This is a genomic window from Tateyamaria omphalii, assembly GCF_014651375.1.
GTDB classification, from domain to species: domain Bacteria; phylum Pseudomonadota; class Alphaproteobacteria; order Rhodobacterales; family Rhodobacteraceae; genus Tateyamaria; species Tateyamaria omphalii.
Genome location: NZ_BMWT01000001.1, coordinates 232,862 through 257,515, shown reverse-complemented (window position 1 = coordinate 257,515; position 24,654 = coordinate 232,862). Strand labels below are relative to the sequence as shown.

General features: G+C 56.6%; 18 protein-coding genes. 1 reads left to right on the top strand and 17 read right to left on the bottom strand.

The window, feature by feature from the left end:
• Positions 1–2: 2 nt before the first annotated feature.
• From IE087_RS01185 to IE087_RS01145, 9 genes are all read right to left on the bottom strand, one after another.
• Positions 3–1,037, bottom strand: a complete 1,035-nt coding sequence (locus IE087_RS01185) for a zinc-binding dehydrogenase (RefSeq protein WP_189367100.1) — start codon at positions 1,035–1,037, stop codon at positions 3–5.
• 102 nt (positions 1,038–1,139) lie between these two features.
• Positions 1,140–2,207, bottom strand: coding sequence for a glycine oxidase maturase GoxB (gene goxB, locus IE087_RS01180; RefSeq protein ID WP_189367099.1), 1,068 nt, complete (start codon positions 2,205–2,207; stop codon positions 1,140–1,142).
• Positions 2,204–4,231 carry a CTQ-dependent glycine oxidase GoxA gene (gene goxA / locus IE087_RS01175; protein WP_268244626.1) on the bottom strand — a complete coding sequence of 676 codons (2,028 nt, stop codon included), beginning with the start codon at positions 4,229–4,231 and terminating at the stop codon, positions 2,204–2,206. Before goxA ends, goxB begins: the two co-directional genes overlap by 4 nt.
• A gap of 139 nt (positions 4,232–4,370) precedes the next feature.
• On the bottom strand, positions 4,371–7,400 hold the full coding sequence (locus IE087_RS01170; RefSeq protein ID WP_189367097.1) for a hypothetical protein: 3,030 nt from the start codon (positions 7,398–7,400) through the stop codon (positions 4,371–4,373).
• A 273-nt stretch (positions 7,401–7,673) separates the two neighbouring features.
• Positions 7,674–7,994 (bottom strand): cupin domain-containing protein, encoded by a 321-nt coding sequence (locus IE087_RS01165; RefSeq protein WP_189367096.1) that lies wholly within the window; start codon positions 7,992–7,994, stop codon positions 7,674–7,676.
• Positions 7,991–8,734, bottom strand: coding sequence for an SDR family NAD(P)-dependent oxidoreductase (locus IE087_RS01160; RefSeq protein ID WP_189367095.1), 744 nt, complete (start codon positions 8,732–8,734; stop codon positions 7,991–7,993). Before IE087_RS01160 ends, IE087_RS01165 begins: the two co-directional genes overlap by 4 nt.
• 67 nt (positions 8,735–8,801) lie before the next feature.
• Positions 8,802–10,112, bottom strand: a complete 1,311-nt coding sequence (locus IE087_RS01155) for a TRAP transporter large permease (RefSeq protein ID WP_189367094.1) — start codon at positions 10,110–10,112, stop codon at positions 8,802–8,804.
• A complete protein-coding gene (locus tag IE087_RS01150) occupies positions 10,109–10,603 on the bottom strand; it encodes a TRAP transporter small permease (RefSeq protein WP_189367093.1) in 495 nt (164 codons plus the stop codon). Before IE087_RS01150 ends, IE087_RS01155 begins: the two co-directional genes overlap by 4 nt.
• A gap of 86 nt (positions 10,604–10,689) precedes the next feature.
• Positions 10,690–11,673, bottom strand: a complete 984-nt coding sequence (locus IE087_RS01145) for a TRAP transporter substrate-binding protein (protein WP_189367092.1) — start codon at positions 11,671–11,673, stop codon at positions 10,690–10,692.
• 380 nt (positions 11,674–12,053) lie between these two features.
• Here IE087_RS01145 and IE087_RS01140 point away from each other — a divergent pair, with 380 nt between their 5' ends.
• Positions 12,054–12,734, top strand: a complete 681-nt coding sequence (locus IE087_RS01140) for a GntR family transcriptional regulator (RefSeq protein ID WP_189367091.1) — start codon at positions 12,054–12,056, stop codon at positions 12,732–12,734.
• Positions 12,735–12,751: 17 nt separating this feature from the next.
• Here IE087_RS01140 and cysG read toward each other — a convergent pair whose 3' ends face one another.
• The 8 genes from cysG to IE087_RS01100 form a co-directional block, all read right to left on the bottom strand.
• Positions 12,752–14,161 (bottom strand): siroheme synthase CysG, encoded by a 1,410-nt coding sequence (gene cysG, locus IE087_RS01135; protein WP_189367090.1) that lies wholly within the window; start codon positions 14,159–14,161, stop codon positions 12,752–12,754.
• Entirely contained in the window at positions 14,158–15,093 is a 936-nt protein-coding gene (locus tag IE087_RS01130) for a glycosyl transferase family 3 (RefSeq protein WP_189367089.1), read from the bottom strand. The genes cysG and IE087_RS01130 overlap by 4 nt, the downstream gene beginning before the upstream one ends.
• Positions 15,090–17,666, bottom strand: a complete 2,577-nt coding sequence (locus tag IE087_RS01125) for a nitrate reductase (protein ID WP_189367088.1) — start codon at positions 17,664–17,666, stop codon at positions 15,090–15,092. Before IE087_RS01125 ends, IE087_RS01130 begins: the two co-directional genes overlap by 4 nt.
• On the bottom strand, positions 17,663–17,998 hold the full coding sequence (gene nirD / locus IE087_RS01120; RefSeq protein ID WP_189367087.1) for a nitrite reductase small subunit NirD: 336 nt from the start codon (positions 17,996–17,998) through the stop codon (positions 17,663–17,665). The genes IE087_RS01125 and nirD overlap by 4 nt, the downstream gene beginning before the upstream one ends.
• On the bottom strand, positions 17,995–20,430 hold the full coding sequence (nirB, locus tag IE087_RS01115) for a nitrite reductase large subunit NirB (RefSeq protein WP_189367086.1): 2,436 nt from the start codon (positions 20,428–20,430) through the stop codon (positions 17,995–17,997). The genes nirD and nirB overlap by 4 nt, the downstream gene beginning before the upstream one ends.
• Before the next feature lie 5 nt (positions 20,431–20,435).
• Positions 20,436–22,100 (bottom strand): ABC transporter ATP-binding protein, encoded by a 1,665-nt coding sequence (locus IE087_RS01110; protein WP_189367085.1) that lies wholly within the window; start codon positions 22,098–22,100, stop codon positions 20,436–20,438.
• A 5-nt stretch (positions 22,101–22,105) separates the two neighbouring features.
• Positions 22,106–23,179, bottom strand: a complete 1,074-nt coding sequence (locus IE087_RS01105; RefSeq protein WP_189367084.1) for an ABC transporter permease — start codon at positions 23,177–23,179, stop codon at positions 22,106–22,108.
• Between the two features lie 76 nt (positions 23,180–23,255).
• A complete protein-coding gene (locus tag IE087_RS01100) occupies positions 23,256–24,626 on the bottom strand; it encodes a CmpA/NrtA family ABC transporter substrate-binding protein (protein ID WP_189367083.1) in 1,371 nt (456 codons plus the stop codon).
• Positions 24,627–24,654: the final 28 nt, after the last annotated feature.

Genomic DNA, 24,654 nt, shown 5'->3' with positions numbered 1-24,654 from the left:
CGCTAGACTTGGAAGTCGGTAATTACAGCGGTGCCTGGCGGGGTCGGGCCGTGCATCGCCCGCAATTCCGCGCTGGTACCTGACAAAGGCACCTCGCGCGCAACCATCGGGCTTAGGTCCACGTCGCCTCGTTCGATCATCGACAGAAGTGACGGATACTTCCAGGCGGGCATGCCACGTGTACCGAAGAATGACAGCTGCTTGGTATAGATGGCCCGCATGTTCACCTGCATCATGCCCGAGCCTGCCGGCATGCCGACATGCACGTGGCGACCTAGGGTGCGCAGGCACTCGACTGATGCATTGGTGGTCGCTTCGATTCCAAGTGCTTCAACAGATACATGCGCACCGCCGCCGGTGATGTCCCGGATCGCCGCGGCTGCGTCCGTGTTGGCCGCGTTCACTGCTGCATCCGCGCCAAGGGATTTGGCGTGGGTCAGCTTTTCATCCACCACATCCACGACAACCACCTGTGCCCCAAGCATCTTGGCCAAGAGCAACGTGGCAAGGCCAATGCCCCCTGTGCCATGCACGGCGACCCACTCACCTGCCCGCACATTGGCCCGATCCGTCAGCGCGTGCCACGCTGTAGTTACCCGGCATCCCAGCCCGGCGGCCAGCGCAGGTGTCATCGTATCGGGCAGATGAACAAGGTTGTGATCAAATGGCACGGCCACGTATTCCGCATAGGCGCCCGGCTCGCCGAAACCTGGCACAACCTGGTTTTCGCAGGTATTGGACACGCCGGTGTGGCAGGCCGGGCAATCACCACAAGACAGGATGAATGGTGCGATCAACCGGTCGCCCAGTGCGTGTTTCGCCTTTGGTCCTGCCTCTACCACAGTGCCGCAGTATTCGTGACCGAGGATCGAGCCGTCTAGAACACGAGGATGTTCGCCTGTCCATCCGTGATAGTCGGACCGACAGACACCACAGGCCGCAACCTCAAGCACGACGCCGTTGTCGGGACATACTGGATCTGCAACCGTCTCGATGGAAAGGTCTTCGCCAAAAGTTCGGACAACGGCAGCGCGCATGGTGGCACCTGAAAGCTGTTTCAAGACTGGCAGATGACCTGCCCATGGGTTCGTTTACCCGGCGGGCCGAGAAAATCAAAAAGCATTCTGCGTCTATGGTGGTCAGTCTGTTTTGGTACTTGCTTCTATTCTGCGTGCCCAGAACGGGCAATTCGCCCACCTTTTCTCCGAAGCGTAAACGCGATGAAGCGCCGTGCGATAGTCTTCGACGCCCTTTGCAAGGTTGTCGGCATAGGCGAACATTCTACTCCGGTCTTTTGCGACAAAGGCGTCGGCGGCTTGAATAGCGGACCAAAGCGCTGTTGTCATACCGTGCGATGAAAGCGGATCAAAGGCAGCAGAGGCGTCTCCAATAGCAACCCATCCTTCGCCGATGGCTGGCGCGATCCAACTGCTGTTCGCCGTGATCCGCTTGGTCTTGCCGCTGATCTTGTAACCATAGTCAGAGAGATAAGCAGATATGGCTTTGGTTTGTTGCGTGTTTTCCTCAAGCTCTGCGTTCGCAAAACCGGGCAGGTCCGCGTCGGAATAGAAGTTCACGATGACGCGCTGGTCGGCCAAGACCGACATGTACCACCATCCGCGCGCTTCGGTTTCAATCAATGTGACAGGTCTGGGTCTGTCCTGGTCCGCGCTGGTAAAAAGGGCGTATTGGCAGCTCAGTTTGTCGGCTTGAAACCGGGTTGCAAACTTGGATGCGACAATTGCCTTCCGTCCCGTGGCATCGAATACGAAACCGGCTTCGATCCGATTTTCGCGGGTATCAAGGTGCCAAAGACCGTCGGCGATACGCAGGTCACCGACGTCCTGATCAATCCGCAGCGCGCCTGCTGCGATGGCCTGCGCAGTCAGCGCATCCTCAAACGCGCCGCGATCCAGAACGGTCGGTGGACCTTCCAGATGAATGATCGCATTGCGTTCGACCAGCGTGTCGCTGCCCCATGCTGAATAGGTGCTGTGGGCATGCCGGTGCACTTCGGACCGCAGCATCGCATCCGATCCGAGTGTCTTCAGTAGCGGAGTGGCAGCCGCGCTGAGATGTTCGCCCGGCTTGAACGCATCTTGTCGGTTCTGTGCAATCCAAACGGGACGAATACCGCCCTGGGCCAAACGCAATGCTGCCGCCGCCCCAGCAATCCCGCCACCGAGGACGGCAACCGGGTGGATCAATTGGGCAACATCCCTTGGCTCGGATTCCAATCGAACCGGGTTTCCATGTTGTCGGCATGCTGCATCTCGACAAAGACATCACCTTGGGGTGACGGCATTCTGACAACAAAACCCATACGTTGCCATACGGTGATCATATTGGTGATCCCGTCCCAATAGCTCGCGTTGGCATGGTACCCGATGCCGGCGACACCTCTTGACCAACTTGCACGGCTTGTAAGGAACTTGTCCCGCTCGGCCTCGGTCAAGGACTCATCAAGGCTGGCAGTGTAGTATGGTTCGGGCAACACATCGATGGGCAGCAAGGCTGGCCACCACACTGCTGTCGGATAGTTTTGTTGTAGCAGCACCTGTTGACAACTGAACGCGTCGCACTGCCAGGGCAGGCCCATCCACCGCGTAAGGTCGCCTGCCATCTGTGGTCCGATCGCGGGTGGAGTATCTTCGAACCCGTTGAACGCAACCTCTGGTGTCAGCAACCGACCAAGGTTCTGGTTCAAACTTGGCCGATCCCCGTGCGCAATGCGGAACGGCTCGGCTGTGTCATCGTAGTTGCGGGCATACATCTCTTTGAGCCGGAGGTAGTAGGTCAGCTCCACACCGGGGTGAAACGCCCCTCCGGAACATGGCTCGAGTGCCGCCTGAGTCAGCGCGCCCGGTTGCAGTTCAAGCGGAATTTCGTCGAAGCTTTGGTAGTCTGCTATCGGATCCTCTGCGGATTGTCCGTCATAATCGTCGACAAAGTCGCCCGCCGCCCAAGCTGCCAGATAGTCATACTGCAACTTGGGGAACTGGAACCATTGCAAGGGACTGCCGTCGTAATTCACGCCGTCGCCCAGCATGTAGGGGATCTTCAGTCGTTCCTCGATGTAGGACGTGTCGGTCAGGTTGTACGGGTCGCGGAACAGATCGAATATTGACTGCCTGAATGCGGCATTCTCCGGCGACGGGTCAGCAAGTTGCGCCACATAGGCAGGGTCGCTGAGGTCCCCAATCGCCATCCAGCCTTGACGCAAGTTTGCGGCCTGGGTCACCCACTCCATCAATGCAACCCGTCTGAAGGTTGGGTAGATATACGTCATGAATGAGATCGGAAGCGCTGGCGCATCAGACCAACCTTCCTGCACGTTCAAGTCTGACACCAAGTCATACAGCGTCGTGATAGGGGGAATTTCAGGCGCAAAGTTTGGACCGACACAAGCCACCCAAGACGGTTCAGCCTCCAGCACCTGATCGCCAATTTGTACCTGTGCAGTGACGGGACCATCGCACCAATCATCGTGCCACGCGTTGTTGTCTGCGAAGCTGGTGATTGCGGCATTGCTGGGCGAGTTGGACACGCCATCCGGCGGCACCACCAGCAAGCGCCCTGCGTCGTCAGTGCGAAGCTGCCCCAAACCGACCGAGATTGCGTCAGCCTGCCCGCCCCAGAACGTCCCTTCGAATTGATAGTCGGGGTCAGTGCCGGACTGATTGGTATCAATCCCCGAAATTTCTAGCGCACCGCCGTCGATGATCAGGTTCTCTTCTCGGTCTGAGTCCGAGACGAAGTACTGATTGCGCTTTTGGGAAGGCAAGCCGGGGGCAAGATCGCCATTGTCGAGCGGGTTGTTGAAACCATACCAATTGGCTTTTGTATTGGCCAATTGAACACCCCATGTGATGTCCTCGCCCGTGACTTCTCCGATGATCTTGTCGTCCGCGTCAAAGGCATAGACCCGAAAGCGCTGGACTTGTTTTTTGATCGTCTCAAGCCCGTCTTTGAAATTGCCGTCCTCGGGTTGCGGCGGCAGTCCCGGCACTTCCGGCGCATAGAACCACTTGGATGAACCACCCACGCGACAAATCCCCAACGCGGGATAAATTCGCACTTTAGCTACAGCGGCATCAGATGCTGCAAGGTCATAGACGTTCTGTGTATTAATATTTGCTCGAGCGGGCCAAGGCGCGCCTGCAATCAAAGCTGCACTAGAAGCCATGCCAAGAAATTGGCGACGGGATTTGAATTCTGAACGATCTGACACACTACACCTCTTAAAAAACACATCCTTCGCCACGATCGTCTACGGAACGGCAGGTAAAATCAACCATAAGATGTATCAACTTTCGCAATAGGTGTAGTCTTTGGCCGGGTGGTATTGGTCTTTTGAACCGTCACGCGGATCAGCGTAGGCTTGTACTGTCCCCCTGTATTTTCAGCTTCCAGTCTTCGATCAGCGTACCTTTGGTTTTCAGGCGGCTGGCTAGATAATACAGGCGTTGCGTCGCTGGACCATTCGGCGCCGTTTCAAAGCGCTGCTTGAGGTAGTAGGGCGGAATGGCCTGAGAATAGAGAGTTGCCGAAACAGTCACATCCTTGGCGTCGACATTGGACGGCAGCGCGATCATGTAGGTCAGTTCGTCTTTGCCAGCCTTTACGCCTTCATCATGTTCTGCCCGCCCTTCGGGCATTGTTGCTTTCATGAAGGCAGCTGTGACTTCTGATGTGCCAAACCGCTCGATGAACGCTTCGGTGCCGGGTTCCGCCGCTCCCCATGGCAGCAACCTGTTGTCCTTGGGGTGGTAAACCCGATGTACGAAGCTGGTTGTGAATTCCTTTTTGGCGTTCTGTGTCAACTCTTCGTAGATTTGCACCTGTGTCTCGTCATCAATCAGATCGTAATGCGGTTGATAAAGCGCCTCGGTCGCACCTTCGGGTACAAAGTCCAGAAACTCAGTTTTCAAGGGCTGTTTGTCCGGACCGATGATGACCCCGGCGCCGTTTGTGCAGCCGGAACACCATACTTGAGTGCCACTCATATCTGTGACCCGAACTTCAAGAAATGCGCGGCGGAAGCCGACGCCGGATGGCAAACGGTGACCGGTCTTGTTGTCGACACTGACCACGGCTTCGAGCGTACCGTTGCTTTCCGTCAGGCTTTCAATCGCGACATCTGCGGTTTCATCCCGCGCCTGCAGCGCCATCGTATCGAGCGACAGTTGCGCCCCGTTTGTGGCGTAAGTCATGGGGTCCTTCGGCCCCAATCCCATCTCCTCGTCGAACTGCGACAGCATCTTCACCATAAAGGCGTTGAGGCCGACAAAGTTGTGACGTTTGTAAGTGTCGCGGAACGGCACATCGATCTCTTCATGCGGCAACGCGTTGGGCACCTCTGGCAGGTTGGTGTCCTGGATTGATGCAATTTGCGTGGTGAGGCTTTCGATATTCACCGTTCCATCCAGCGTTTCGAAGCTGCTTTTCATATGGCAATCCTGACAGGACTGCGCCGTTCCTGCGTCGGCGAATTCGCTGTTTTGCCATTCGAGGAATGTCGCCTGCTCAACCGAGTGTTGGAACTGCACCAACGGTTCGCGATAGGTGACGCCGAATTCGTCCTTTAGGAACGCGACCGCATTTTCGGCAGAGTCGTTCAGGATGGCCTGTTCCGCAGAGGTGAAGCCGGGCAATGGCCTATCCGTCGCGGCATCCACGTTGGGCAAGTTGATCGTATGGCAGGCGCCACACATCTCGCTGTCTTTGATGTAGTCATTGTGCAGCGGTGTGATGCCCATTGCGTTCTGCATCGGTTTTTCTCGGACATCAGAATAGGGACCGATCAGCTCATCCGCAGCGTTCATGCGGAACACGCCGGTCGTGCCGTTCATCAAGTAGGTGTCGAGCTTGTTGTAATCTGGTTGTCCATCCGCGCGCTCTGGTGGCGCGATGTGATGGCACACCGCGCAAGAGATACCTTCGCGCGCGAGGTTCCCGTATTCATGATAAGGATAGGTGCCATCCGCAATCTGCCGGTCTTTTTCCTCCAGCGTCAGCGGGTCGTGCAACAGAACGTATTCAGGCTTGAAATTATTGCCATCCAGTCCGAGCGCGGGATTGTCATGAGCGTCAATCTCGAGCTGACGTTGTCCCATAGCACCATGACAGGACAGGCATGTCGTATCCAGGTTTCCAGACAAGTCGCCAACACCGGCCTCTTCCAGCAGTACAAACTCCGATTCCAGTTGCGCATAGAAAATCGGGTCGCGCCCGGCCAGACCCATCGGCGACCAGCGCCATTCGCCATATTCCGAGATGTTGTAACCGTCGCCATAGTCCGGGCCGTTCTTGATGAACATGGTCACGCCTGAAGGCGCACCACCCAGGCCACCATGGCATCCAAGACAGTTGTCGGAGGTCAGGAAATGTTGCGTGTCATTGGGCCGGGCGGGCACATGATCCAACCATTCGCTTGGCAGGGTCTGCAAGTTGGCCCGGGTGATATCGACCCCACCTGTGCCGGGGAACGTGGCGGTGAAGTCAGGGTTCTGATCGACGGGAGAGGCAGTTGCTGCAGCCACGTGTGCGGCGCGCATGGCAGCCGGATCGTGGGGGTCGTTCAAATAGGCTTCGATCAACGTCGTCAGATCCACACCGAACGCAGGTTTCTGCTGCTTGGGCAGGTCACGCCAGCTTTCGTCGACGCGGAAGATTACTGGCTCATCCGGGTACCCTTCGATGTTCTCAAGTGCGGAAAAGATCAGCTCTTCGGCAGCGGATGCGTGGCAGCGCATGCACATCCCATCGCCGCCTGCTCCGAGTGGCGGGCTATAGGGTGGCTCGAAATTGTCGATGACCGGCTTGCGCGCCTTCATGTCGTCCTTGTCAGCGAAATAGACCGAGGCAAAGAACCATCCGCCGTGCGACAGCTGGCTGTCCTTGACCATGACTGTCCAATTCAGCCCGCCGGTATCGTACGCATAATTGGCCATTTCCTTAGCGACTTTTTCGGGGTCGTCCTTGTACTTTTCGACAAGCGCCTCGCGGTGTTCATTGTATCTGACCGAAGGTGGATTCACCATTTCCTTCACAACAATTGCTCCGTCCGCAATTGCCCCCTCACGCCCGTTTTCCAGCCAAGACATGATTTCGGGGGAGTAGTACATGCGCACAGCAGGATGGATGCCAAAGCTCATGTTGAAGACAAACGGGCCGGTATCCCTCCAGCTTTTGTCACGCTTCCAACCCAAGCCGACATATTCGCGTTTGGCGATCCACGGGAACAGCACCTTTTCGTAATCGATAAGCGGAAGACTGGATGGTAGGGGAAGATCGGCAGGTTGGGACTTGGTCGGTTCGCCGGCTGCGAATGTTGTGGTCGCGCTGACCGTCGGCAGCAGTAGAAGCAATGCAAAAACGAAAACACTTGCCCGGAACATCAGCAATCCCCCAGATTGTCTACACGCGACAGTATTCCCGCAAAACGTGTTCTGACAAACTTTTTGGTGTCAAGAATTGTTACAGTTCCGCTCCCTGACTGCCTAAATGGCGTCGCGCGGGGCTCTCTTGGGCTGCGCCATACCGCGTATCAACGGTTCACGTTTTCCGCATGAATTTGTCATTGGTGGGATGTTTCGAACCTGGGTGGCGCACCAACGCTCTGATGCGACAGCCCGGATTTTGCGAAGGGATGCGAGGCGTGCGCAGGAACGCTACAGGAAATCGTCGCGCCGAGGCGTAAAGGCGTCGATCAGCGTTCCGGGCGCCAAGCAGACGCAGCCATGTGTCTGCCCCGATGGAATGACGAAACTGTCACCCGGGCCAACTATGCGTTTGGTGTTGCCGAGTGTGAATTCGAACCACCCGCTTTCAACATAGGTGGATTGCACGTGAGGATGATCATGCAGCGCGCCGATGGCGCCTTCCGCCGAGAAACGGAAGGCCACGACCATCATCTCGGGGTGATCCGCCAGCACTTGCCGTGTGACGCCTTCGCCTGTCTCGACGACCGGGTGGCTGTCCGAACGCGTCATGAGAACAACATTCCACCGTTGATATCGATGTTTGTTCCGGTCAGGAAAGCGCTGTCATCACAAGCCAGGAAAAGCACGAGGTTCGCCGCGTCATCCACATGGCCCTGCCGCTTGAGCGGGGCGTTTGCTTCGAACCCACGTCGGCCAGCGTCGGGTGTGTGGATGTTGTGGAAATCGGTGTCAATCATACCGGGGCAAAGCGCGTTGACGCGGATGTCGGGCCCCAATTCTTTGGCCAGACCACGCGTCATGGTCATGACGGCCCCCTTGGACGTGGCGTAGGCCACGGCACCTGGTCCACCCCCGTCACGTCCTGCTTGGCTGGCCAGATTGACAATGGCCCCTTGCGACATGTGGGCAATGCACGCCTTCGTCATCAAGAAAGTGCTTGTCAGGTTCAGGGACATGACAGCGTTCCAATGATCTACATCCATCTCTGCAATGGTCTTGCGCGCGATCAGGCCCCCGGCGTTATTTACAAGGATGTCCAAACCGCCAAAGGTCTCGACCGTCTTAGCCACCAGTGCGTCCACATCTGCCGCTTCGTTCAGGTCGCCTTGAATCGCAATGGCCTTGCCGCCAATCGCCTCGACCTGCGCCACTGTTTCTTCTGCACCTTCTGAACTGGCAAAATAGTTGATGGCGACATTGGCTCCTTCGGAGGCCAGTTTCACAGCAACGGCCCGGCCAATGTCGCGGCCACCTCCGGTTACAATGGCGGTTTTGCCTGCAAGTTTCATAAAGTTCTCTCCTGTCAGGGCGGGCGCTAAGCAGCCCGGGGGTTCGGGATGAATGATGTTTCCGGGATCACGGGAATGCTCCGGGCATGAGGATTCTGGGCAGCCACAATATGATGTCAGGAACGGCCGCAAGCAGGATCAGGATCGCCAGCATCGGGGCGAGTATGATCGCCACTTCGCGCAGCACCTGTACCACGTTCAGGCCCCCGATGGCTGATGAGATCAACAGACACAGCCCGTAGGGTGGCGTCACCAATCCGAATGCCAGCGACACGATCCCGATAATCGCGAACGCGATTGGATCGACCCCGCCAGCCTGTGCCACCGGCATCAAAACTGTGCCAAGAATGATGATTGTCGGGATCGCATCGATGAACAGCCCGAAGATCAAGAACAGCGCTGCAATGACGAGCGCGGTGCCAAACGGACCGAATTCCCACGCGGTCAGGATACCGACGATCAGGCGCGGGGCGTTGTAAAAGGACAAGAGCCAACCAAAAGCCGTTGCTGTCCCGATGGCGAACAGAGAAATGGCAGCAAACCGAGCGGTATCGTACAGGATGAAACCAAGATCGCGCGGCTTGACCGTTCGATAAACGAACATGCCAAGGATCAGGGCGTAGCCTGCTGCGATGATGGCGCTTTCGGTTGGTGTGACGATGCCACCCACGATGCCGCCAATCACGAAAATCGGTGTGAGCAGCGCAAGTGCCGCCCCTTTCCAAGCCGCGAGGAATTCTTGCAAGTCGGGTCGCGCCGTCACCGGATAACCGCGGACCTTCGCAAAGCCATAGACCGTTGCCATCAGGGCTAGTCCGATCATCAGACCCGGCACGGCACCGCCCAGAAACAGTGCTCCGACCGAGACCTGCATCACCCCGCCCCAGACGATCATCAAGATGGACGGCGGAATGATCACCCCCATCACGGATGAACAGGCGGTGATCGCAACGGCAAAGCGCGTGTCATACCCCTCTTTCTGCATGGCGGGGATCAGGATCTTGCCAATCCCGGCAGCATCAGCCGTCGAGGACCCGGAGATGCCGGCAAACAACATGGACACGGCCACGTTCACATGCCCAAGTCCGCCCGGCAGCCAGCCAGTGAGAACGCGGGCCAATTCTATCAAACGATCGGTGACTTTGCCGCTGTTCATCAGATTTGCCGCAAGAAGAAAAAACGGCACGGCCAGAAGGATGAAAGAATTGTAGGACTGGAACATTCGGTCCAGCACGATGAAGGGTGTGAGGCGCAGCTCAATCAACACGACCGGTACCGTGGACAAGCCAAGCGCAAAGGCCACCGGAATTCGGATCAGGATGAGGATAAGGAAGCCCAAAATGAGCATGAGGCTTGCCGTGGCAGTATCAAGGATCATTGGGTGTCTCCGGCGGGTTGGCGGAACACCGCGAACTCCTGCACAAGCCGGTAGCTGGCGAATATCGACCAGACCACACCAACAATTGGCAAGGAAATGTGGGTGATCAGGAGATTGGCGCGCATCATCACAGACCGCTGGTTGCTGCCGAACTCGGCGTATTCAATCCCGTAGATTGCAAACAGCAGCCCGAATACGAGGATCGCGAGATGCACAATCCCGTTTTGGATCAGGCGCAGCACAGGCCGCTGCGCATCCGGGATCACCCGCACATCGAAATGCGTACCGTCCCAGACAGCTACCATTGATCCAATCATGACGATCCATATGAAGATGAATGTCGCAAGTTCTTCGGTCCACAGATACGTGGGGATCAGGCCGGTGTAGCGAGAGATCACCTGCATCGCGACCGGGACGGCCAAAACGCCCATCAGCACGCCGAGCAAGATGCGAAGGCCGATGCAAAACCGGTCCAGAAATCGTCCAACCATGTTCTGTCCTATGCCGGAGTGTCCCGAAATCGGGTCAATGAAGCAACGGACGGCAACCTCAAAAGCTGCCGCCCGCCATCAAGACATTACATCCCGCGGATGCGCTCAAGCAGTTCGGTTGCGCCCAGCTCTGCGGCATAGGCATCCTGTACTGGCTGCACGAGTTCGAGCATCTTTTCACGCCCGGCAAAGTCGTGAACCTTGATCTGGCCAGCATCAGCCATCGCCTGCAGTTTTTCACCGTCCTGCCCGCTTTCAAGGGCACGGCCAAAAGCGCCAGCCTCGGCCCCTGCCTCCATGATGGCGGCCTGAAGGTCGGCGGGCAGACCGTCAAAGATCTTGGCCGACATCACGATTGGACGCACGGTGATGGTGTGCTGCGTCAATGAGATATGCGGAGCGACCTCGTAGAACTTCAGGTTCTGGATGGATGCCGCTTCGTTTTCAAAGCCTGCAATCACACCGGTCTGGATAGCATTATAGACCTCGTTGTAGGCGATGGCGGATGGAGCGGCGCCTACTGCCGAGAACGTCTGAGCCTGAATTGGCGCGCCCATCACCCGCATCCGGTGTCCGGCCAGTTCTTCCATATTGGTGATCGGTTCGGCTGAAGCGAGGTTGCGTACCCCACCGCCGTGATACCCAACGATGACAATTCCGGCTGCTTCGCGCAGATCATCCTCAAGCGGTTGCAGCGCGTCAGATGACAGAACTGCGTTCCAGTGGTCGAGATCCCGGAACAGGAAAGGCATGTCCATCAACGGGATCGATTCCGAAAAAACGGCCATGTTGGACGGCGCCAGGATCGTGTAGTCAACGGCCACACCCTGGTTGAGATACGTCACATAATCAGATTCGACACCCAGTTCCCCGTTGAGGCGCAGATCAAAAGCAACCTCGCCGTCGTATTTGTCGGCAACCAGCTGTTCGAATTGGCGCAGGGTTTGGGTAAACGCGTGCTCTTCATCGAACATGCTCGCGCCCCGCAGGGTGACATCGGCTTGCGCGATGGAAACGCCACCGATCAGGACAGCGGCAGCAGTCGCTGCCTTCAGTGAAAAGTTAAACATGTGAACCTCCCATTCATGTTCTGGTCTTGTTGTGTGGTTGCCGCCCTCCTCAGACGGAAACCATGGTGGAAGGCCTGGGCCGACGGGTCGGGAGCGTGATCATGGAGAAAAATCCTGGCTGTCTACCTTCAGCCATTGCGAAACCCCGTTGATCGTCACCCCTGTCAACCTGATGATCCTGTCCCTTCCTGAAGTGCGGATAGGCAACACGAAAACTTGCATACTAGTCAACAAGAAAGTTTACATTTTGATGATATAAGGCTATTTTTAGCAGTGTGGGGCGCCGTACCAACTGTTGCCTAGTATGCAAAATCTGGGGGTTCCCAAGCCTTGTATCTTTGGCACAATGCGCCAATCGAATATCGGAAAGACAAATACCAATGGCATCCACAGAGACCGTCGATCGCGTTACCAGCACAGACCGCATCTTTGAGGAATTGTATGCTCGAATCGTTGGGCTTGATCTGCTTCCCGGTACGAAGATTTCCGAAACAGATGTTGCGAAATCCTTTGGATATTCGCGCCAACCGGTGCGCGAAGCCTTCACTCGCCTTGCAAATCTGAACTTGCTACTTATCCGCCCGCAGCGGGCCACGATTGTTCGTCCATTTTCGCGGGATTTGATTGCAAACGCCCGTTTCGTGCGCGCGGCAATTGAACTTGAAGTGGTGCGCAACGCCGCCCAGTCACGAGACGTGGCAGTCGACGCCGATCTCAAGTCGAGCCTGCGTGCCCAGCAGGATGCAATTGCGGCTGAGGACACAAAGGCGTTTCACGATCTGGACTACGACTTTCACCGTTTGCTCTGCCTGTCCGCGCGCCGTCCTTTTGCTTTCGACCTAATCGCAACCAACAAAGCCCAGGTTGACAGACTGTGTGTGTTGTCTCTCACCAGCACCGAAGCGATGGAGACGCTGTACGCAGATCACAAGGCATTGGTTCAAGCGTTGCAGGAAGAGGATGCAGGGGTTGCGGAACTGGTTCTTCGCCAACACCTGAACCGTCTCGATCCAATCATCGACGCGATTTATACAACGCATCGAACCTATTTCGACGAGTAGTGGGTCTTTCGTGGTCGTTAGATTGCGACTTGCTGTAACCGTTGCACTGATGCAGTTTTCACGATGGATTGACTGGTTTCCGAAGGTCTCCGAAGCAGAATGATGGTTTCTCCTTTGACGCCGTTTCGCGCGAGTGTTTCCGGCAAATCCTGTAGCCTGCATTCAAAGTCGCATTGGCCTCTGCGTTCGGCTTTCGTGATGACCTGAACGTTTATCTGACTTGCCGAATTGGATGCTTCGACCTCTTTTGCCAACCGCGATGCCGATCCGACCGCCATATAAAGTGCGACGCAAGTCCCGGGTGCAATATGGCGTACGGCATCAGGTACCACATGGCCATTCCGATTGTGGCCAGTTGAGAATACCAACGTGTCAATTGCACCACGTTCCGTCAAAGCTTTCCCAACGCTTGCGGCGGCCGCACATGCAGCTGTGACGCCGGGCACGATTTCGAACGGAACACCACTTTTCTTCAGAGCATCAGTCTCTTCCGTTGCGCGCCCAAAAATCCCGGGGTCGCCGCATTTCAATCGTACGACGCGTTTTCCTTGCTGAGCGGCTGCAACCAACGTTCGTGTTATCTTTTCTTGCGGCCACGAATGACATCCGGGTGCCTTACCCACATAAATTCGTTCGGCATCTCGTCGTGCCAATTCCAGCATGTCCGGATCGATGAGGCGGTCGTAGTAAATCACGTCGGCTTCTTGCAAACGCTGCACACCGCGCAAGGTAATCAAGTCCTTCGCACCCGGTCCGGCACCAACCAGGCTCACGGTCCCTTCCGTCTTGTCGCCGAAGTTGCCAGTTTGGATGGCCGTTTTGATCAGCCTTGCCGCTTCTCGTTCTGAACCTTTTTTGTACAGTTGGCGCGGTCTTTCATTGAATACCCAACGCCAAAGATCTCGGCGCTTGCGCGGTCCAAGCCTCGCTGCAGCAGCGGTACGTAGACGTCCCGCCAATGCGGCAAGTTCCCCTAGGCGCGGTTCAAGGACCTCTTCAAGCTTGGTTTTGATCTGCCGTGCCAGCACAGGCGCAGTGCCTTCGGTACCTATCGCGATGATGACTGGGTCACGGTCCACGATTGAAGGGGTGAGTGCATCACAAAGGCCGGGTTGATCGACAACGTTGACAGTTGCACCTCCTTCTTTGGCCAAGGCATGTAGGGCCATATCTGCGCCGGGGCATCCGGTTGCGATGAAGGTTAGGGCTGTGTTCCTAAAACTGGCAGGAGATATATTGCCCATCTCGTGTTTCACGCGGCCAGCTGCCACAAGACCTGACAATTCGGCATCCAGCTTTGGGGCCAGCAACGTGACATCCGCTTCGGTCTTCAAGATCAAGCGTGCTTTTTGAGCAGCCTGTTCGTCTCCGCCCACGATAACAACGCGGCGATCGGCCATTTGGAGGAACATAGGGAATGTTTTCATGCGCTCAGGCTTTCGGTGGAATGACGTGTTTGCCAAAGCATGCGAGCTTTGGTCTCGGCCTCTGGCAAGGTCTGCGTGTCATGCAGTGACCACAGGGCAATGGCTGCTGTGCCGGTGATTGTGGCGACCGCAAATGGATCAACGCATTGCCCGCGCCAAAGTGCACCAAGATCGAGCTCCGCATTCACGTCATGCAAGCGTCGCTTGTCATTCAGAACGGCGGGTGCGGTTTCGGCAACGTGCTGGCCGTTGCGCAACCCAAATACGGCGATATCCTTGCCGGGGTGGCGTTCAAATTCTCCTCCACCGCCCTTGATGACAGTCAGGTCTTGTTGTCCCAGTATGCGGGCAGCTTGCGCTTGAAGGCTTCTGTACGAAGGGTGAAATACGCCCTGTACGGTCACGGGCGCTGCACTTGGGTTCCACATGCGTAAGACAGTGTTGAAACAAGATCGTAGGCCCAGAACACTGCGCAACTTCAACAAGCTGAAAGCCTCGGGGCAGAGAGTCTCAAGTGGGCAGTAGTGCACCCCGGGGCCAGCCCATTTTAATACCGTCCGTATCGAACAATGGTCCGAGTGATGGGAGTTCCAGCCATGCATCGCGACAGTGTAGCCTGCTTGTGCAACAAGCCTCGCGGCCACTAGAAACAAAGGAGCACCTCGGCTGCGACCTCCTGCATAGACCGGCCAATCAAGATCAGCGCGTGGCATGGTGCCTTTTTCACGGGCTCGTAGGGCCGATGTGAAACCTGCGATTTCTTCGGCGGTTTCCCCGCGCAGCCGCATGACCATGAGCAAAGCGCCGATGGCTTCTGGGGCGGCATTGCCGCTCAGGATGATGGCCATGGCTGCCTCGGCTTCTTCAAAGCTCATCGTCCTGGCGCGCCCTTTGCCCCTGGCGACGATCTGGATGAAGGGCGCCAGGCTCATTCCGCCGCCATGGGTTTGTGAATCTTGGACAAGAGCGCTGCGAGCTCGGGACGACATGATCCGCAATTCGTGCCTGCGCATGTTGCCTCGCTCAATGCCGTAACGGTCCGAGCGCCTTGGGCAATGGCGTCGAGCAGTGTGTTTTGCCCAACGTTGAAACAGCCACAGACTGTCGCGCCGGGATCGGGTTGATCCGCCGGTGCGCGGCCTGCCAAAGCGCCCAATGCCGAGCTTTGTGTACCGATCAATGAAATGGCGGCGGGGCGTGATAGAACCACAGGTTTGCGTCCAGAAAAAAACAGGGCCGCGATTTGTTTTCCAACGACAATCGCGACGCGATGAAGTCCTGTGACTGGGTCCTCCAACAATGTGGCATCGCCGTTTTGAATACCGCTCAGTTGACGGGCTTCCTTCACCCAATCCTCTGGGATTTTCCCACCGGCAAGTTCCGCCTGCCAGCCAGTTTGGCTGCGTGCAATTGCGGCGTAGGGTGTTTGAGGGATCATGTGGGCCGCGCTTGCGATAAAGCCATACCATTTGGCGCGGTAGACCGTGGCTTTGACCGCCGAAGACTTTAACGCGGGTTGTCCGGAAACAGGATCTGTCGAAGGGATCGTGACGCTGTTGACCGTGCCTCGGCCGACCTGTTGCCGCGTCCAATGCATGGGCGCAAAAAGCGCGCCGGGGCTGACCCGCGGCGTGATTAGCGCCCGCAAAAGCGCGGTACCAAAGGTGCTTTCGACCTTGATCAGATCACCCAAACGGGCGTTGAGCGCCATGGCGTCTTGCGGATTGATCTCGACATAAGGCTCGGCCAGATGCGCACCAAGGCGAGGTGATTTGCCGGTGCGCGTCATTGTGTGCCACTGGTCGCGATTTCGGCCTGTGTTCAGCTCAAACCGCGAATTGTTTAGGGCGGATTGCGACACCGGGATCATCCTGGCCTTGCGGTCTGCGTGGTAAAACTGACCGTCCGCAAAGAAGCGTTTGTCGTTTTGTGGCCACCGGGTCGGGATCAACTCTGCGTAATCGGCATCTGCAAAGATGCTCAGGTCCAAATCCCGATGAAATCTGGAAGCCGCAGCGTCCAAGGCGATATATTCAGCAAAGACGTCTTTGGGCGATCGGTACTTGAAGGCGTCTCCAAATCCCATGCGTCTGGCCACATCGCTGATGATGTCCCAATCTGGTCGTGCATTGCCGGGCGCAGGTAGGAAAGCACGTTGGCGCGACACGCGACGTTCCGAGTTGGTCACTGTGCCGCTCTTTTCGCCCCATCCAGCTGCGGGCAGGCATACATGTGCCAAATCATTCGTGTCGGTTTTTTCGATGATGTCGGACGTCACGACAAAAGGCACGTTGCGGATGGCGGCGGCTACTCCATCTGCATTGGGCAAGGACACCGCCGGATTGGTGGACATCACCCACAGCGCCTTGATCTCGCCTTTTGCACAGGCATCAAACAGATCAACCGCCTTGAGGCCCGGTTTCGAGCACATGGCGGGGCTGTCCCAAAAACCCTGCACTGCCTGTCGGTGATCCGGGTCGCCCAACTCAAGGTGATTGGCCAGCATGTTCGACAGACCGCCAACCTCCCTGCCGCCCATGGCATTCGGCTGACCGGTAACGGAAAAAGGACCCATGCCAGGTCTGCCAATGCGTCCCGTGGCGAGATGGCAATTTAGGATCGCATTGACTTTATCAGTGCCGCAATTGGATTGATTCACACCTTGCGAGTAGACAGTTACGACTTTCTCAGTGCGTCCCCATAGGCTGTAGAATGTGGCCAGGTCAGTATCTGCAACATTGGTATCAGCCGGGTTTGATTGTCTGGCCTTTGAAACTGCGTCCTTGAACCCGTTCACATGGGCGTCAACATACACATGATCAACGTATCCCTGATCCGCCAGATGTGTCAGCAGTCCGTTGAAAAGCGCCACGTCGCTGTCTGGTTTTATCTGTAGGTGCAGATCTGTCAGCTCATTCGTGGCAGTGCGGCGCGGGTCGATATTGACAACGCGCATCTCCGGGCGTGCTGTTTTTGCTGCTGCTATGCGTTGGTACAGCACCGGGTGGCACCATGCCAAATTTGACCCGACGAGTACGATCAAATCCGCTTGTTCCAAATCCTCATAGCAACCGGGCACAGTATCAGTGCCAAATGCTCGTTTGTGTCCGGCGACCGAGGACGCCATGCAAAGCCGCGAATTCGTGTCGATATTGGCCGATCCAATAAAGCCCTTCATCAACTTATTGGCGACGTAGTAGTCTTCCGTCAGCAATTGACCGGATGCGTAGAAGGCAACGCTGTCTGGACCATGCTCTGCGATTGCGGCACTGAATTTTTGAGCGACCAAGTGCAGTGCCGTGTCCCAATCTTTCTTCCGTCCATGGACCTTGGGGTGCAACAGGCGCCCTTCCAAGTCTATGGTTTCGCCCAAAGCGGATCCCTTGGAACATAAACGCCCGTAATTGGCAGGATGCTCAGGGTCGCCCTTGATTGAGCCGTCTGCCGCGGCAAGGACCCCGCATCCAACGCCGCAATACGGGCATGTGGTTTTGGTCCACTTCATGCGGCGACCCGGGCCCTGAGAAAGGCGCGGTCCAGCAGGATGCGTTCATTTTCTACGCGTGCCTGATAGGTTGCAACGCGACCTTCGTCTGCGCCTTGTGCTTCACCTGTTTCGAGCGAGATGACCCAGTTATGCAGTGGGCAGGTCACGGATTTCCCGTGCACAATGCCCTCGGCCAAAGGACCAGCCTTGTGTGGACAGGCATTGTCCAGAGCAAAGACTTCATTTTCGCTGGTGCGAAACACAGCGACACAGCCCATCGGCGTCTTTATCATCCGCGCGCCACGTAGGGGTACATCCTCCAGTGCGCCTATATCGATCCAAACGCTCATTCCGCAGCCTCCAGCGCCAAGTTTGCAAGCGGGCGATATCGGTCAGCCTTGGTATTGGCATGCTCGGCCCAAGGGTCCTTGCGATAGATGGATTGGCTCAGCTCGAACCGCGCAACCAATTCAGCCCGTTCGTCCAGATCTTCGACAATGCGCTCTCTGATCCAGTCGAGCCCGACCTTCCCCATCCATTTGTAGATGCGGTCCAGATATCTGGCGTTTTCGCGATAAAGCTGGGTAACCGCCTTAATGACCAAAACGGCTTCTTCTTCCGTCGGGATTTGCACCAGAAGCTCTGTCTCTTTCACATCCATTCCGGCAGCGCCGCCAATGCTGACTTGAAAACCGCTGTCGACGCATACGACGCCGATGTCTTTGCAAGTCGCCTCAGCGCAGTTGCGCGGGCAGCCCGAGACGGCAAGCTTTAGCTTGTGCGGTGTCCAGGATCCCCAAAGCTCTTTTTCCAGCTTGATCCCAAGACCAGTGCTGTCTTGGGTGCCGAAGCGACAATGATCGGTGCCGACGCAGGTTTTGACCGTGCGCAGACCTTTGGAATAGGCGTGGCCAGAAACCATGCCTGCCGCGTTCAGGTCTGCCCAGATGTCCGGCAGATCCTCGCTTTTGACACCCAGAAGATCGATGCGCTGGCCACCGGTGACCTTCACTGTCGGTACCATGTATTTGTCGGCAGCATCGGCGATGGCGCGAAGCTCGTTTGGCGTTGTGATCCCGCCCCACATGCGAGGCACGACGCTAAAGGTGCCGTCCTTCTGGATGTTGGCATGCTTGCGTTCGTTGATGAACCGGCTTTGCGGGTCGTCCTGGTATTCCAAGGGCCAATCGGCCAGCAGGTAGAAGTTCAGAGCTGGACGGCAAACGTGACAGCCACAAGAGGTCTTCCATCCGCACTCCTGCCAAACAGCGGCCATAGAGGTCAGCTTTTGGCTCTTGATCATGCGGCGCACGTCTTCGTGCGTCATATCCGTGCAGCCGCAAATGGATTGCGTGGTGGGGACTGTGAAATCATCACCCAAAGTCACGGCCAACACCTGTTCGACGAGGCCTGTGCAAGTGCCACAAGAGGCGGACGCCTTTGTTGTGGCTTTGATGGCGCCGAGATCCGTGGCGCCTGCTGTGATCGCTTCTTCGATGTCACCTTTGCAGATTCCGTTGCAGCCGCAGATCTCCGCCTCAGGCGGTAAGGCTGCAACAGCCGCTAAAGGGTCCAGGGGGGTCCCCCCTTGATAAGCCGGACCAAAGATGAGCGTATCACGCATATCGGAGATATCGGCTTTGTCTTTGATCAGGCCGAAGAACCAGTTGCTGTCCGTCGTGTCGCCGTACATGACCGCACCGATGACTACGTTATTTTTGATCACCAAGCGGCGATAGACGCCACGCGCTGGATCGCGGAAAACAATGTCTTCTCTTCCGTCTCCGTCGGCAAAGTCACCCGCACTAAACAGGTCGCACCCTGTGACTTTCAGTTTGGTCGACAACTCTTTCTGAATAAAGGCGCCTTGTTCACCCATGAGAGTTTTCGCGACAACTTTGGCCTGATCGTAAAGCGGGGCGACCAAACCAAAGACTGCGCCGTCGTGTTCCACGCATTCCCCGACGGCCAGTACGTGTTCATCGGAGGTCAGCATCTGATCGTCTACATGAATGCCTTTTCCAACGGCCAATCCAGCGTCCTGCGCCAAGGCCACATTTGGACGGATGCCCACCGCCATCACCAGGAGGTCACAGGGCAACGCGGTGCCATCATCAAGGATCAACGCTTTGACATGGCCGTTATCGCCTACAATCTCTTTCGAGTTTGCTTGGCACAGCACGGTGATGCCCTTGTCGACCAGCGCCTTGCGAAGCAGGTAGCCGGCTGCTTCGTCAAGCTGACGCTCCATCAAGTGGCCCATGATATGCACGACGGTCACGTCGGCGCCCCGCGCAGCCATTCCTGCGGCTGCCTCCAGGCCCAGCAGACCACCGCCAATGACGACGACTTTGTTGTCGGGCCCCATCGCCATCATGCGCTCGGTATCATCAAGATCACGGTAGGCGATCACACCTTCCAGATCATGGCCGGGAAGGGGGATGATGAACGGGTTCGAACCGGTGCCGAAAAGCAACTTGTCATAAGGCAGAACGTCGCCGTTTGCCGCGGTTACTGTCTTTTTGTCACGGTCAATCCGTGTGATCGCTTCGCCGAACCTGCAGGTCACGTTGTGTTCGGCATACCAGGCGTCATCATGTGTCACGATCTCTTCGTACGTCTGATCGCCCGCCAGCACGGGTGACAACATGATGCGGTTATAGTTGCCGCGGGGTTCTGCATTGAACAGGGTAACGTCATAGTCGCCACCTGCATCGAACAAGTGTTCGAGCGCGCGGCCCGAGGCCATACCAGCGCCGATGACAATCAGTTTCTTAGTCATGTCATTCACTCCGCTGCTATGGCTTTGGGTGATGGTTTGGGCTTTGCGCCGTGTTCGTATTCCTCAAGGAAATCGAGCACGTCCTGCCGGTACTTGTAGTAATCCGGATGTTCGAGCAGCGCCTTGCGCGTGCGTGGTCGCGGCAGGTCAACGTCAACGATCTTGCCAATCGTTGCCTGCGGGCCGTTCGTCATCATCACGACGCGATCGGCAAGCAGGATCGCCTCGTCAACGTCATGTGTCACACAGATTGCTGTCACTTTGGTGCGCGACCACACCTCCATAAGAACCTCCTGCAGTTCCCAACGGGTCAAGCTGTCCAGCATGCCGAAAGGTTCATCGAGCAAAAGCAGTTTGGGTGACAAGGCAAAAGCGCGCGCGATACCGACACGTTGCTTCATCCCGTTCGAGAGGTCGTTGGCGGACTTGTCCATGCTGTCCGCAAGACCTACGCGCTCAAGATAGAATTCGACGACGTCCTGGCGTTCGGCTTGCGATGCCTTGGGATAGACCTTGTCCACGCCGATGGCGACGTTTTCCTTGGCCGTGAGCCATGGAAAGAGGTTGGGAGACTGGAACACCACGGCGCGTTCCGGGTCCGCTCCCTCGACATGGCGACCATCCAAACGAATGCCCCCTTTCGAGATTTCGTTCAGCCCGGCGGCCATTGTGAGGACGGTGGACTTGCCGCAACCTGAGTGGCCAATCAGAGAGATGAATTCACCCTTATCGACCTTGAGGTCAAAATTCTCGACCACCGTCAGCGGGCCGTTGGGTGTGGGATAGACCTTGTCGAGCTGAGAAAAATCCAGGAACCGGTTTTGGATCATTCCTTTCTGTGCGTCGGCAACTGCCGCAGGGATTCCATGGATCGGCGTGACATCCGGTAGTGAGCGAGAGCCTTCGACCTTGGCTTCAATACCCACATCCATCAGGTATTTTGTCACGTCGCGCCGCAAGCGTTTGAAGGTCTCGTTATTGTTCATCTCCATCCGGTCGCGAGGGCGGGGGATCGACACCGCGAATTCTTCGCCCAGCGTACCGTCCGGGTTCAGCGCAATGATACGGTCAGCGAGGATGATCGCTTCGTCTACATCGTTCGTGATGAGAACACATGTTTTCTTGTCTTTGTCCCAAATTGCTTCGATTTCATCAGCAAGATTGGCGCGGGTCAGTGCGTCAAGCGCGGACAATGGTTCGTCCAGCAACAGCATCTCCGGATCCATGGCCAGTGCGCGCGCCACGTTTACCCGTTGGCGCATTCCGCCAGACAACTCCGTAGGTCGGCGCGAGGTTGCGTGGCTCAGGCCGACCATCTTGACGTAGTGGTCAACTTTGTCCGCACGTTCCTGTTTCGACAAGTTGGGGAACATCGTGTCGACGGCGAGCGCCACATTTCCATTTACCGTCAGCCACGGCATCAGCGAGTAACTTTGGAAGATCACCCCGCGTTCGCGCCCGGGCTCAGTGATCGGCTCACCCTTGTAGCTGATGGTTCCAGATGTCGGCATTTCCAGACCAGCCATAAGATTGACCAAAGTGGTCTTACCGGTGCCGGAGAATCCAAGGATGACAACGAACTCACCGTCTGAAACATCCAAATTGATGCCGTTCAGAACCGGCGTATCCCCGTAGTTCTTTGAGACGTCTTTGAAGGACAGAAAACTCATTCAGATCACCGGTTGTTTGAGAATGTGAACATCGACTGCAGCGCGTACATCACGCGGTCCAAAAGGAAGCCGATGACGCCAATGGTGAAGACAGCCACCATGATGCGGGCGAGAGATTGGGACGACCCATTCTGGAATTCATCCCAGACGAATTTGCCAAGGCCGGGATTTTGGGCCAGCATTTCCGCGGCGATCAGCACCATCCATCCAACGCCAAGAGACAGGCGCAGTCCGGTGAAGATCAGTGGCAGCGCGGACGGCAAAACCAGCTTGGTGATCTTTGTGTAGGTGTTCATTTTCAGGACTCGGCTGACGCTCACAAGATCCTTGTCGATGCTGCTGACGCCAAGCGCGGTGTTGATCAGCGTTGGCCAGAGCGAACACAGCGTCACCGTGATGGCAGAGATCAGGAAAGACTTCGAAAACATTCCATCATTTGTTGTGTAAACGGCAGACACAACCATGGTCACGATCGGCAGCCAAGCCAGCGGTGAAACCGGTTTGAAGACTTGGATCAACGGGTTCAATGCGGCGTTCGCTGTCACTGACAGGCCCGCCGCGATGCCCAAGGGTATTGCAACAACGGACGCGATGAGGAAGCCAAAGAAGACGGTTTTGATCGATGTCCAGATTTGGTCGTAGTAGGTTGGCTTGCCTGTGTAGACGCGATTGCGAACCTTATCGGTATCACCATTTGAGATGTGTTCGACATTCCGCGCCTCCTGGCGCTCATAAAATGCGATCTCTTTTTCACCTTCCCGGATCGCGTCCTGACGCAGCTCGCCAACCTGTTCCCAGACCTCGACCGGACCGGGAATTGCGCCAAGCGATGTCTGAACCTGTGGCGCCAGCGAGGCCCACAACATCAGGAAAGCGGCAATCGCGGCGAGCGGAACCCCCAGCAGTCGCCAAATCTCACCGATTTGCGCTTTCGGATTGTCGCCAGCGGCGGCCTTTAGAATTGGGGTCAGCCAAGCAAGGCCCAGCACGCGGAACCATGCGTCGGCTTTGTTTATGCGGGCAAAACTTCGCGCGCGGCGTGCTTCTGCGTCGTAAGTGTGAGAGCCAATCGCGGTCATGATGAATGTCCAGTCTGTGCGTTCTGAGTAGGTAAGGTGTCTGCCCCGCCATTAAGGCAGGGCAGGAACAGGTGACTTATCCTTGGATTTCGCTGTCCACGATGATCTGCCCTGACTTCAGGCCGATGGGCAGGCTGTCGATGTACGCATTCGGGGTACGACCGTCATAGGGAATACCATCGATGATGTCGGTCGCGGGTGTTGCTGCTTTGAAACCGTCACTGTCCCAGGGGAAGTCGGCTTCGTTTGCCAGACCGTCATCCACCAGCAGACGCGCCGCATTCAGGTAGATGTCCGGGCGATACACATCTGCCGCGGTTTCAAAGTACCAATCATCCGACTTCGTCTCCGGGATTTGGCCCCAGCGGCGCATCTGTGTCAGGTACCAGATTGCGTCGGAATAAAACGGGTACGTCGCATTGTAACGGAAGAAGACATTGAAGTCTGGCGCTGGACGCACGTCGCCTTTTTCGAACTCAAAGAAACCCGTCATTGAGTTTGCGATCACGTCGTAATCTGCTCCGACGTATTCGGAACGGGACAGGATTTCGACCGCTTCAGGACGGTTTGCATTGTCGTTTTCATCCAACCAAATCGCCGCGCGGATCAATGCCTTGGTCAAAGCCAGCGTCGTGTTCGGGTTCTCTTCCGCGAATTCTTTCGTGAGACCGAAAACCTTTTCCGGGTTGTTTTTCCACATGTCGTAGTCGGTGATCACGGGAACGCCGATGCCCTTAAAGACAGCCTGTTGGTTCCAAGGTTCGCCCACGGCGTAACCGTAAATTGTACCGGCCTCCATTGTCGCAGGCATCTGCGGCGGAGGTGTCACCGAAAGCAAAACATCAGCGCCAATCTGGCCCGAGATGTCCTGCGGGCTGTAATATCCGGGCTCAAGACCGCCAGCAGCCAGCCAGTAGCGAATTTCGTAGTTGTGCGTAGAGACCGGGAACACCATGCCCATATTGAACGGCAGGCCTTGGTCTTTGTAGTCTTCGACGACGGGTGCCAAGGCGGCGGCGCTGATTGGGTGCTGTGGTCGCCCGTCATCCATCAGCGGCACGTTGGGTTTCATTTCTTCCCATATCTCATTCGACACGGTGATACCGTTGCCATTCAGGTCCATGGAAAATGGCGTGATGATGTGAGCCTCGGTGCCGTAGCCAATCGTCGCGGCCAACGGTTGGCCTGCCAACATATGCGCGCCATCCAGTTGCCCGCTGATTACGCCATCAAGAAGGACTTTCCAGTTTGCCTGCGCTTCGAGCGTGACAAACAGCCCCTCGTCTTCGAAGTAGCCCAGTTCATATGCGACAGCCAAAGGGGCCATATCCGTCAGTTTGATAAAGCCGAAGGTGAGGTCTTCTTTCTCGAGGTCCAACAGTTCAGCCGAAGCCGATGTGGCGATCAGGCTGGTTGTTGCGAGTGCGATTGCACGCAAGGTTTTCATCTATGGTCTCCTTTTTCCGCCCTTCCGG